Here is an 11,218-nt window from a genome sequence, read left to right on the forward strand (position 1 = left end):
TCCCGCTGAGCGGGCGAGCCGGTTGTCGGCCTCCTGGATCTGGGTCTCCAGGAGGGCCAGGTTTCTGTCGACTTCGGCCCTGGCCGCCGTCGGTATTTCGGGGAGCTTGTCCGCCACGCTGGGGCAGACGATGGATTGCGCCGCCGCCATCGTGCCCGCCTGCGCGGACAGTGAGGAGCCGGTCAGGACAAGTGCGATGCTTCCCCCTAAGGAAACGGCTGCTCGCCACGACCTGAGTCGTCTCCCCCCGAGCGGATTCCGCATGTGCTGCTCCTTCAAGTCTCATGACCCGGGTGGAAGTCCGGTCTCCGGGAGATACGCGAGGCCATGCGGGAGCAGTTCGACCATTTGCCGAAAATCATGCTTTACAAATCCGTGACCCGACCCAGTCAGGAGCGGCGCGCCGACGTCAGCGGAAGTCGGAGACGCGGAAAACGGCCATCATGTCCTTGGCCCTGGACCCGTTGTAGAACGACGCCTCGGCGCCGACCCACCCGCGGAAGGCTCCCTTGTCGTCGATGATCTGCAGCAGCGGTTTGATGTGCGAGTTGCCCGAATAGCAGAACGTCTTGCTCTCCATGGCCAGGCAGGTGCACCAGTGCCACAGGGTGTCACGGCGATCGCTGTTGGAGACCTTGGTGAGGTAGTACTGGATGGAGCTGACGTTCGCCTTGGTGCCGCCGCCGTAGTTGGGGCAGCCGCCGGCCTTCTGGCAGGCGCCGGGGGAGGACGGCTGCAGGTAGGTCAGGCACCAGGTCGTGGTGGCGCAGCTGCGGAAGGAGGACTGCTTGAAGACCTGGGCGTCGGACTTCACGATGGTGTTGCGCGACCAGGAGACCAGGTCCTGCTTGAGCGTGCCGGCGAAGGCCCGCACCGAGCTCATCGCCCGGCGGGTGGCGAACGAGGCGTTGCTTCCGTAGCCGTATCCGTTGGTGGCCAGGGTGCCGCCCGCGAACTGCAGCTGCGCGAGCTTGCCGTCAGGCGAGACCCGCACCCGCCACTTCTCGGTCCAGGTCTGGGCGACCTTCCATCTGATGCTCACCACGTTGCCGGCCAGGGTGTACGTTCCCGTGCGGGACTCGTCCGGGGAGCCGGGGAACCCGGGGGCGGTCAGCACGTCGCAGGCGCGTACGCGGGTGCTGGAGCCACCCGCCTTGGTGGAGCAGCTGGAGTCCGGGACGACCCCGGTGGCCTGCCTGCCCTCGGGGTTGCGCTGCCACCAGAGGTAGTTGTTCGCGCTGACGGTGCCGTTGGCCTTGAACTGGTACGTCCCCAGCCGCACCCAGTTCTGGGTGGACGAGGCACGCAGGAAGCCCTGCGAGACCACGAAGTTGGCCTTTCCGCCGGGCAAGGACGATCGGGATGAAGCGGCTCCGGCCGAACCGGCCCCGGTGGCCAGCAGGATGAGCGTCGCGAGCACGGCGGTGAGAACGGCGCGCACAGGGAAAACCTCCTTGATTACGGTCGCCACCGATTCTTTCCTAAGGGGCCCCTCGCTGACTGCCCGTTCGGAAATGTTCACCGTCGGTTGTTCTCGTGGACCGGCCGCCCGAACGGGCCGGCGTTCACGCCGCCGAGTACGCTGTTCCGGAGCCGATCCGGCACGGGATCGCTCCTGCTCCCGAGGAGGTCCGGCTTTCATGACCACGACGTTCGGCGCGATCGGCAGCGGGCGGCGGACCCGGTTCTTCCTGCGGCTGGCGGCGGCGATGCCGGACCGGCTGCGGGTCGGCGGCGTCGTGACCCGCAGCGCGGAGCGGGGCGAGGAGGTGACCGCCGAGTGGGGCGTACCGGCCTTCCGCTCGATCGACGAGCTGCTGCGGCACGAACGGCCCGACTACCTCGCCGCGGCGGTGCCGTGGCCCGCGATGCCGGACGCGATCCGCGAGGTGGCCGGGCACGGGATGCCGGTCCTCGCCGAGACGCCGCCCGCGCCGGACCTGGCCGGGCTGCGATCGTTGTGGCGGGACGTGGGCGGCAGCGGCCTGGTGCAGGTGGCCGAGCAGTACCTGCTGATGCCGGGCCACGCGGCCCGGCTGGCGCTCGTCCGGGAGGGTGTGATCGGCGAGCCGACCTCGGTCCAGGTCTCCTCCACCCACCTCTATCACGCGGTGTCGCTGATCCGCGGCCTGCTGGGCATCGGGTTCGACGCCGCCGAGGTACGCGCCGGCGCGTTCGAGGCGCCGCTCGCCGACCCGCTGGGCTTCGGCGGGTGGACCGGTGACGACACGCCGCAACGGCTGACCACGACCATCGCCACCCTCGACTTCGGCGGCAAGACGGGCCTGTACGACTTCACCGACAACCAGTGGTGGAATCCGCTGCGGACGCGTCGCATCGTGGTGCGCGGCTCGATCGGCGAGCTGGTCGACGACCGCGTGGTCCGGCTGGTCGACCCCGTGACGCCGGTGGAGTCCGCGCTCATCCGGCGGGACACCGGCGTCGACCTCAACCTGGAGCTGCGCGACCTCAAGCACATCAGCTTCGACGGGCGGGTGGTCTACCGCAACCCGTTCGAGGGCGCGTCCCGCTCCGACGACGACATCGCGGTCGCGGACATCCTCGAGCGCACGGGCGCCTGGGCCCGCCAGGAGGGCCCGCCGCCGTACCCGCTCGCCGAGGCCTGCCAGGACCACCTGATCAGCCTCGCCATCGGCGAGTCGGCGAAGACCGGCGGCCCGGTCACCACCGGCAAGGAGGCTTGGGCGGGCTGAGACCCTCAGGTCGGGTCGAGGTACGGCGCCACGACGTCACGGGTGTCCGTGCTGCCGACCACGGGCACGATCTCCATGAACAGCATGCGCGGCACCTCGCGGAGGAAACCGCCGCCGGACAGCCGGCCTCGTCCCGTGTCGCGGCAGTCGCGGGGCGCGGCGGCCGCCCCGGCGGCCCCCCTGCTCACCAGGACGCGTGCCTGGCGTCCGCCAGGACGCCGGCGCCGGCCATGGCCAGGGTCGCCTCCGGGGGGATCGGATGGAACGGCCCGCCGCGGACGTCGCGGTAGGCCCGCTCCAGCGGCAGGGTCCGGAAGAAGGCGGCGCCGCCCACGACGTCGAGAGCGAGGTCGACGATCGCCTTCGCCTCGCACACCGCGTGCCGTTTGGCCACCATCAGCGTGGTCAGGGTCCGCTCGTCCGCCGGCGGGTCCTCCCCGGCCTCGTCGACGGCGCCGATCAGCGCCCACTTGGCCACCCGCAGGCGGGCGGACATCTCACCCAGGCCGCGTACCGCCGCCGGGGCCGGCTCACCGGCGCGGCGAGCCACGATCCGCAGCGCCTCGTCGTACGCGCCCTGCGCGACGCCCAGGTAGACGGCGCCGCCGATCGGCGCGAAGTGGATCACGGCGGTCAGCAGCGGGCCGGTGAGCTTCCCGTACGGGCGGCGGCCGACGATCTTGCCGGCCGGGACGAAGACGTCGTCGAAGACGAGATCGTGGCTGGCGGTGCCGCGCATGCCCAGGGTGTCCCAGGTTTCCACCATGGACACCCCAGGGCTGGACAGCGGGACGCTCGCGTGCAGCACCTCGGCGTCGGGGCCGGGGTCGCCCAGGACCGCGGAGGTGGAGATGACGGTGGCGACCGGCGCCTGCGAGCAGAACGCCTTGCGCCCGCTCAGCCGGAACCCGCCTTCGACCTCGACGGCCGTCGTCGTGGGGCACACCCAGTCCGAGCCGCCGCTGGTCGCCATGATCAGGTCGTCGGCGGCGATGCGGCGCAGCACGCCCTCGGCGTCGGGCGCGCCGCGGCGGTGCCGCCAGCACTGCACGAGGGTCAGGTACAGGTGCATCGCCGCGGCCAGCGCGGGCGAGGCGGCGTGCCGGGCCAGCTCGTACTCGGCGAGCATTACCTGCCGCATGCTCGCACCCAGCCCGCCGAACTGCGCGGGCACCGCCAGCCGCAGGTAGCCGAGCTCCCTCATCGCCTCGTAGGCCTCGGTGACGAAGGTGGCGTCCCGGTCGTGCGCCGCCTCGCTCGGCGCGCACCGCCGGCCGACCTCGGCGGCCAGCGCGACGACTTGGTCGTCTGTCTGAATCGACTCCGTGGTGATGGTCATGCGTCGACAGTAGGAACGGGACAGCTGGCGCACCTAGTACCAGATCTGTATCTACCGCCGGCCGCGGGTGCGCCCGAGAGGGGGCCGGGCTTGACGTCGGCGGTCTCCGGGATTTGGCTGAGGCCAGTCGCTGTCACGTGTGGTGGAACGAGATGGAACGCCCCTGTCAGTGGGACCTGAGATCGCGTCGGCGACGACCGCCACGACGATCTTCACGCGCGGATCACGGAGGTGCGTCCGATGAGCGGTTACGGCCAGTTCTGCCCGGTGGCCAAGGCGATGGAGGTGCTCGACGAGCGCTGGACCCTGCTGGTCGTGCGCGAGCTGCTACTGGGCAGCAGGCATTTCAACGACCTGCGCCGTGGCGTCCCGAAGATGTCGCCGACGCTGTTGTCCAAACGGTTGAAATCGCTCACCCGGGTCGGCGTGATCGAGCGCGCCGAGCTCGGCGGCCGCACCACGTACTCGTTGACCGCGTGCGGCAGGGAGCTCGCGGGCGTCGTCGACGCGCTGGGCGCCTGGGGGGTGCGCTGGATCCCCCAGCTCGGCGACCAGGACCTGGACCCGCACCTGTTGATGTGGGACATGCGCCGTACCATCCCGATCGACGCCTGGCCGCGGGCGCGCACCACGCTGGCCTTCCAGCTCGACGGGACGCCGCCGAAGGCGTCGCGGTGGTGGCTGGTGGTGGCCGACGGCGAGGCCGACGTCTGCGACAGCGATCCCGGGTTCGAGGTGGCGGCCACGATCACGACCAGCCTGCGCACCTTGACGCGCATCTGGCGCGGCGATCTCGCCTGGCTGCGTGCGCAGCTGGACGGCAGCGTCGCGGTCTCGGGGTCCTCCGACGTGTGCCGGGCCGTCCCGTCGTGGATCGGCCAGAGCGCGCTGTCCGCCGTCTCGCGCCCGGCGTGACGGTCGTTCTTTCGAAATCTTTCGAAAAGAGATGCGGCCGGGACCGCGTCATCCCGGTCGCGGTGGCCATGGGCGTCCTACCTTCCCGCCATGCCCGTGAGCATGATGCCTCTGATGAAGTACTTCTGCGCCGCCAGGAACACCACGATGACCGGCACCAGGGCGAGGATGGACACCGCCATCATGAGGTTGTAGTCGTCGGCGTACTGGCCGCGGAACAGCGAGATGCCGAGCGGGATCGTGTAGTTCTCCGTCGAGCGCAGATAGATGAGCGGATCGATGTACTCTCCCCACGCCCCGACGAACGACAGCAGCGTCACGGTCGCGATCGCCGGTTTGGACAGCGGGATCATGATCCGCCAGAGGATCCGCAGTTCCCCCGCGCCGTCGATGCGCGCCGCCTCCACCAGTTCCTGCGGGATCGTGGTGAAGAACTGCCTGAGCAGGAAGATGTACAGCGCGGTGCCGAAGAAGTTGGGCAGGAACAGCGGCCAGAAGGTGTCCACCAGGTCCAGCTTGGAGAACAGCAGGAACCTCGGCACGATGACCACCTGGGCGGGGATCATCATCGTGCCCAGCATCAGCGCGAAGGCCGTGCCGCGCACCCGCGAGCGCAGCCGCGCGAAGGCGTAGGCGGGCAGGATGCAGGAGATGAGATTGCCCACGATCGACAGCGTGGTCACCACCACGCTGTTGACCAGGAAGGTGCTGAAGGGCAGGCTCGTCCACGCGTCTGGGAAGTTGGACCAGGTGAAGACGTCGGGCAGGAACCTCGGCGGAAACTCCAGCACGGCTCCGGCCGGTTTGAGCGCGGTGGTGAGCATCCACAGCAGCGGGAGCAGGCTGGCCGCCGAGGCCAGGACGAGGAGCGCGTAGGCCGTCAGACGCTGGACCCGGCGGATCCGCTCGGCCTGGGCGGGGGCCACGGGTCGCTTCTCCACCGGGCGGGCCTGTGCGGGCAGGAGCTTGATTGCCATCTCGTGACCTACTTGACCTCGTAGTGGACCCAGCGGCGCGCGAGCCCGAACTGGATCACGGTGAACACGATGACGAGGAAGAACAGCGCCCAGGCGATCGTCGAGGCGTAGCCCATCTCGAAGTACTTGAAGGCGTAGCGGTAGACGTACAGCCCCAGGACCAGGGTGGAGTTGGCCGGCCCTCCGTCGGTCATGAACAGGATGAGCTGGTAGGCCTGCAGGCTGCCGATGAACCCCACGACCAGGTTGAAGAAGATGACCGGCGACATCATCGGGATCGTCACGTGCCTGAACCTGCTCCACCAGCCGGCGCCGTCGATGTGCGCGGCCTCGTACAGCGAGGCGGGCACGCCCTGCAGCCCCGCCAGGAAGATGATCATCGCGTTCCCGGTGGTCCAGGTCGTCATGATGACCAGGCCGGGGATCGCCCAGCTCGCGTCGGTCAACCACCCGGGCCCCTGGATGCCCACCATGCCGATCAGGTAGTTGACCAGGCCGTAGTCGGGGTGCAGCACGTGGATCCAGAGCAGGGCGGTGGCGATGCCGGAGATCACCGACGGCATGTAGATGATCGTCCGGAAGATCGCCTGCCCGCGCACCTTGATGTTGAGCAGCAGCGCCGCGGCGAGGCTGTAGACGACCCCGGCCGCGGCGGAGGCGGCGCCGAAGTACACCGTGTTCCTCGTCGCCATCCAGAAGTCGGGGTCGCGCAGCAGCTGGACGTAGTTGTCCAGGCCCACCCACTGCGGGGCCGACAGCAGCTCGTAGCGGGTGAAGCTGAGCACCAGCGACACGACGATGGGCCCGCCGGTGAAGAAGACGAAGCCGATGGTCCACGGCAGGGCGAACAGGTGGAACCGGCGGGCCTCGCGCCGGACGAGGGGGGAGGCGGCCATGGTCAGACGTTCTCCGCGAGCATCGGAGTGACCCGCTCGGTGACCTGCTTGAGTCCCTCGTCCACCGACAGCGACCCCGACATGACCCGTTCCCAGATCGGCTTGGTCAGGTCCTCGAGCTTGGGCGTCGCGGGCAGGCGCAGCACGCCGTCGCTGGTGCCGTACTTGTGCAGCGACTCCTTGGTGGTGTCGATGACCTCCTTGTCGAGCTTGAGCGCCTGGAGGTTCTCCTCGAACGCCGACAGCCGCGAGGGCGGGGTGTCCAGGAAGAAGCGGTGGCCGGCGTAGGAGCGCAGGGAGTTGAGCACGATCCACGCCGCCTCGGGGTTGCGCGTCTTGCTGGTGATGCCGAAGGCGCTGCCGAGGACCGGGGTGAAGCGGCCCTCGGGGCCGCTGGGCACGTGCGTCAGGCTCCACTCGAACTGCTGCTCGGCGGGCAGGGTGAGCAGGGTGACGATGTTCCACGCGCCGCCGACGTACAAGGCGCCCCGGCCCAGCGTGAACGGCTCCACCTTCGCCGTCGCCTGCGTCTCGGCCAGGTCCGGCATCGCCTTGTCCTTGATCAGCAGGTCGATCCAGCGCTTGAGCACGTCGCGGCTGGCCGGCTCCTGGATCACGCACTTGGTCTCGTCGGCCGTCAGGTAGCGGCCGCCGTGGGCGAGCAGGAACGTGGCGGTGAGGTCACTGGTGGGTTTGGGCACCGGCGTGAACCCGAAGACCTTCTGCGCGCCCGTGCCCGAGACCAGCCCGCGCGCCGCCTCCATGAGCTTGTCCCAGGTCCAGGAGGCGTCGGGCACCTTGGCGCCCGCCTTCTCGAAGATCTCCTTGTTGTAGAAGAGCAGCTTGGGCGCCGAGTCGGTGCCCAGCGCGTAGAGCTTGCCGTCACGCTCCCAGTAGCTGAGCGCCGCCTTGGAGAAGTCGGCGCGGTCGAAGTCGGGCGTGGCCGCGATGTAGTCGTCCAGCGGGAGGTACAGGTTGTTCTTGATGAAGCTCTGCCCCCACTGGAACTGCGAGTACATGATGTCGGGCAGCACGCCGCTGGCGGCGCCCGTCAGGTACTTGGTGCGGAAGTCGTCGAACGGCGTGACCTCCACCTTGATCTCGATGTTCGGATGCCGCTTCTTGATGAACTTGGCGAACTGGGCGTGCCGCACCTCGTGCCGCTGACCCGGGATGATCGCCACGGTGACGGTGACCTTGGACGTGGGCTCCGGCACGTTGGTCTTGGGCCAGGGCAGAGAGTCGAAGAGCTTCTCCGCCTCGGCGTAGGGGAACAGCGCGCTCTCCGGCCGGTCCGGGTTGATCACCGCGGAGCTGCCGGACGCCGACGCGGTCGGGCCGGCCTGGCGGGTGCGCTGGCCACCGCTCCCGCAGGCGGTGAGGGGTACGGCCGCCGCCGCCATGGCGGCGAGGCTGAGGACCTGGCGCCGGTTCAGGCCGGCGGTGTTCAGGCCGCGCAGGGGGTTGTCCATGGGGGGTATCGCCTTTCAGCCTTTTCAGAGGAAGAGCTCGATCACCGGGACGGCCACGTCCGGCGGCTCCACGGGAAGCTCGAGGGTGAGGGTGCCTTCGGGGATCGTGAAGAAGTTGACGTTCCCGTTGTCGACCTTCGGGTCGGGCGCCCACATGCGGATCTCCGACGCGTCGTTGAGCAACTGCGCGTAGCGGACCTTGCCCGCCAGCCCCGGCAGGTGCAGGTGCCGGTACGGCCAGGAGAAGACGTGCACGTAGAGCCGGTCGCCGCGCTGGGTGTAGCGGCAGTGCTCGGGAGCCTGGAACCGGCTCGCCCCCGCGCCGTGGATCGACCGGTCGTGCAGCCGCATCCAGTCGCCGATCTCCCGCAGCGTGTCCAGTGCCCGGGGCTCGAACTCGCCCCGGCCGTTGGGCCCCACGTTGAGCAGGAGGTTGCCGTCCTTGGACACCGAGTCGACCAGCATGCGGATCAGCAGGCCGGGCGACTTCCACGCGTGGTTGTCCCGGTCGTAGCCCCAGCTTCCGTTCAGCGTCTGGCAGGCCTCCCAGACCGTCGACAGCGGGGCGGGGGGCTGGAACTGCTCCGGCGTGGTGAAGTCGCCCGGCAGCTCCAGACGGTTGTTGATCAGGATGTCGGGCTGGATGCGGCGGATCTTGTCCACCAGCTCCTCCGAGCGCCACTCGGCCTTGCCCTTGCCGCCGTAGACCGGCTTGCCATGCCTGACCCGGCCGGCGTAGGAGAAGTCGAACCACAGCGTGTCGATGGGGCCGTAGCGGGTGAGCAGCTCCTCGACCTGCCCGTGCAGGTAATCCGCATATTTCATGACATCGCGCTCAGGGAACGTGCCGCCCTCGACGTACGCCGGGTGCAGCCCGTCGATCGGGAAGTCCGGGTGATGCCAGTCCAGCAACGAGTAGTAGAACCCGACCCCGAGCCCCCTGCTCCTGAACGCCTCGACGAACGGGCCGACCAGGTCCTTGCCGTACGGCGTGCCGCTCACGCAATAGTCGGTCAGGGCCGAATCCCACAGGCAGAAGCCGTCGTGGTGCTTGGAGGTCAGCACGGTGTAGCGCATCCCCGCCCGCTGCGCGGCCTCCGCCCACGCCTCGGGGTCGTACAGATCGGGGTCGAAGCGCTCGAAGTACCGCTGGTACTGCTCGTCGGACATGTGTTCGCGCTGCTTGACCCACTCGTGGCGGGCCGCCAACGCGTAGAGCCCCCAATGAACGAACAGGCCGAACCTGCGCTGGCGGAATTCGTCGATACGGGATTCGGACATCCGTGCACACCCTCTGTCGTGTTGGCGCGTGCGAAAAATTTCGCAACTCTCGACTTGCGGGTAACGTAGGCGAAACATCGGATGTGGTCAAGGGTTTCCTGAGTTGCGAAGCAGCCGCGCAGCTACGCTTCCCTTCGCTGTCCTGGCCCAGGACTCGGCTGCTAGGGCCATATCGGTAGCAGTATCGGGCGGGGCTCCAGGGGATCTGCTGCCGCGCGTGTTGGGCGCTACTACATCCGATGTTTCCTCCGCGTCCGTTCTACTGATAACGGTTTCAGTCAGCCCGAAGCGAGAGCACGCGGACGAGGCCCTGAGTTGGGGAAATGTCCGGCGATGTAACGACTTGGAAACATGGCATTGACACTCCGTGGCCGGATCCTGCCATCATCACTGACATCGATTTCAGTTTGGAGCTCACTTGGTCACCATCCATGACGTAGCAGCTCGGGCGGGGGTCTCTCCCGCCACGGTCTCGCGCTTCCTGCGCGGCCAGCGGGTGCGCTCGTACGAGGCGATCCAGGCCGCCATCGACGAGCTGGGCTACTGGCCGAGTGCCGCGGCGCAGTCGCTGAAGTCCGGGCGCACCAACACGATCGGCGTCGTCGTCCCGGACATCACGAACCCGTACTTCGCCGCGGTGGTCAAGGGCATGGAGTCCGTCACGCGTACGGAGCCCTACCGCATCCTGCTCGCCAACAGCGACGAGAGCAGCGAGCAGGAGGATGACGTGCTGGCGGACCTGGTGCGCAGGGTCGACGGCATCATCCTCGCCCCCGCCACCGAGCAGGACCAGACGCCGCTGCACGTGCGCGACGCCGACGTGCCCCTGGTGTTCGTGGACCGCGACCTGGCGGGCGGCGAACGCTTCGACGCCGTGCTGGTCGACAACGACGGCGGCGGCAGGCAGGCCGCCGAGCACCTGCTGGCCCTCGGGCACACCAAGGTGGCCGCGATCAGCGGCACCCTGGACACCACCCCCGGGCGGCTGCGGCGCGAGGGATTCGTCGGGACGCTCGCCAAGGCGGGCATCGAGGTGCCGCCCGAGTACGACCTGGTCGGCGACTTCAAGGAGCACAGCGGCTACCAGCTCACGCTGTCCCTGCTGTCGCTGCCCGAGCCGCCCACCGCCATCTTCGCCGCCAACAACCTCATGACGCTGGGCGTGCTCAAGGCACTGCACGACATGCGGATCGACATCCCCGGCCAGATCAGCCTGATCGGCTTCGACGATCTGGACACCGGTTCGCTGCTCAAGCCGCCCCTGACCGTCATCGACCGGCCGATGGTCGAGCAGGGCGTGCTCGCCATGCGCCTGCTGCTGCGCCGGCTCGACCCCGACGGGACCGGCGGCAGCGCCAGCCGCGTCGTCCTGGACACCAAGCTGATCGAACGCGCCTCCACCGCCCCGCCGGGCGGATGGCCGGCTCCCTCACGCACGAGAAAGACCCGATCGCGATGAGCGTAGCGACCACCTCGCTCGCGGACGTGACCTCTTCGGAGGCGGCGTTGCGAGCTTTCCTGCACGGCCTGCCCGGGGTTGACCGGGTCGGCGCGGACCAGCGGGCGGCGATGCTGGGCACCCGTTCGATCAAGACCACGGCCAAGGCGCAGGCCATCGACCTGG

At 69.0% G+C, this 11,218-nt stretch carries 10 protein-coding genes and 1 pseudogene; 4 read left to right on the forward strand and 7 right to left on the reverse strand.

Annotated features, from left to right (window positions below; translation table 11 throughout):
- Positions 1 to 409: 409 nt before the first annotated feature.
- The gene (locus ACFKCF_RS58630; protein ID WP_394505845.1) at positions 410 to 1,441 is read right to left on the reverse strand and encodes a hypothetical protein; all 1,032 of its coding nucleotides are present in this window, start codon (positions 1,439 to 1,441) and stop codon (positions 410 to 412) included.
- A gap of 199 nt (positions 1,442 to 1,640) precedes the next feature.
- Here ACFKCF_RS58630 and ACFKCF_RS58635 point away from each other — a divergent pair, with 199 nt between their 5' ends.
- Positions 1,641 to 2,714 carry a Gfo/Idh/MocA family protein gene (locus ACFKCF_RS58635; protein WP_394505847.1) on the forward strand — a complete coding sequence of 358 codons (1,074 nt, stop codon included), beginning with the start codon at positions 1,641 to 1,643 and terminating at the stop codon, positions 2,712 to 2,714.
- 5 nt (positions 2,715 to 2,719) lie between these two features.
- Here ACFKCF_RS58635 and ACFKCF_RS58640 read toward each other — a convergent pair whose 3' ends face one another.
- Positions 2,720 to 2,902, reverse strand: coding sequence for a hypothetical protein (locus tag ACFKCF_RS58640; RefSeq protein ID WP_394505849.1), 183 nt, complete (start codon positions 2,900 to 2,902; stop codon positions 2,720 to 2,722).
- Positions 2,899 to 4,053 carry an acyl-CoA dehydrogenase family protein gene (locus ACFKCF_RS58645; RefSeq protein ID WP_394505850.1) on the reverse strand — a complete coding sequence of 385 codons (1,155 nt, stop codon included), beginning with the start codon at positions 4,051 to 4,053 and terminating at the stop codon, positions 2,899 to 2,901. The genes ACFKCF_RS58640 and ACFKCF_RS58645 overlap by 4 nt, the downstream gene beginning before the upstream one ends.
- A gap of 240 nt (positions 4,054 to 4,293) precedes the next feature.
- On the opposite strand from ACFKCF_RS58645, the gene ACFKCF_RS58650 reads away from it, so the two are divergent.
- Complete coding sequence (locus ACFKCF_RS58650; RefSeq protein ID WP_394505852.1) at positions 4,294 to 4,968, forward strand: winged helix-turn-helix transcriptional regulator; 675 nt, start codon at positions 4,294 to 4,296, stop codon at positions 4,966 to 4,968.
- A gap of 77 nt (positions 4,969 to 5,045) precedes the next feature.
- Here the strand turns inward: ACFKCF_RS58650 and ACFKCF_RS58655 are convergent, their stop codons facing one another.
- The 4 genes from ACFKCF_RS58655 to ACFKCF_RS58670 are packed head-to-tail and all read right to left on the reverse strand — an operon-like array spanning position 5,046 to position 9,594.
- Positions 5,046 to 5,945: a carbohydrate ABC transporter permease gene (locus ACFKCF_RS58655; protein ID WP_394505853.1), complete on the reverse strand. Its 900-nt coding sequence runs from the start codon at positions 5,943 to 5,945 to the stop codon at positions 5,046 to 5,048.
- 8 nt (positions 5,946 to 5,953) lie between these two features.
- Positions 5,954 to 6,841, reverse strand: a complete 888-nt coding sequence (locus tag ACFKCF_RS58660) for a carbohydrate ABC transporter permease (RefSeq protein WP_394505855.1) — start codon at positions 6,839 to 6,841, stop codon at positions 5,954 to 5,956.
- 2 nt (positions 6,842 to 6,843) lie between these two features.
- Complete coding sequence (locus tag ACFKCF_RS58665; protein ID WP_394505857.1) at positions 6,844 to 8,313, reverse strand: ABC transporter substrate-binding protein; 1,470 nt, start codon at positions 8,311 to 8,313, stop codon at positions 6,844 to 6,846.
- Between the two features lie 24 nt (positions 8,314 to 8,337).
- Positions 8,338 to 9,594: an alpha-L-fucosidase gene (locus tag ACFKCF_RS58670; RefSeq protein ID WP_394505859.1), complete on the reverse strand. Its 1,257-nt coding sequence runs from the start codon at positions 9,592 to 9,594 to the stop codon at positions 8,338 to 8,340.
- Between the two features lie 418 nt (positions 9,595 to 10,012).
- Here ACFKCF_RS58670 and ACFKCF_RS58675 point away from each other — a divergent pair, with 418 nt between their 5' ends.
- Together ACFKCF_RS58675 and ACFKCF_RS58680 are read left to right on the forward strand one after the other, a co-directional pair.
- Positions 10,013 to 11,053 carry a LacI family DNA-binding transcriptional regulator gene (locus tag ACFKCF_RS58675; protein WP_394505861.1) on the forward strand — a complete coding sequence of 347 codons (1,041 nt, stop codon included), beginning with the start codon at positions 10,013 to 10,015 and terminating at the stop codon, positions 11,051 to 11,053.
- Positions 11,050 to 11,218, forward strand: a pseudogene (locus tag ACFKCF_RS58680) (deoxyribose-phosphate aldolase); the annotation flags it as partial. The gene ACFKCF_RS58675 and the pseudogene ACFKCF_RS58680, both read left to right, overlap by 4 nt.

This window comes from Nonomuraea sp. JJY05 (genome assembly GCF_043496855.1).
Classification (GTDB): Bacteria; Actinomycetota; Actinomycetes; order Streptosporangiales; family Streptosporangiaceae; genus Nonomuraea.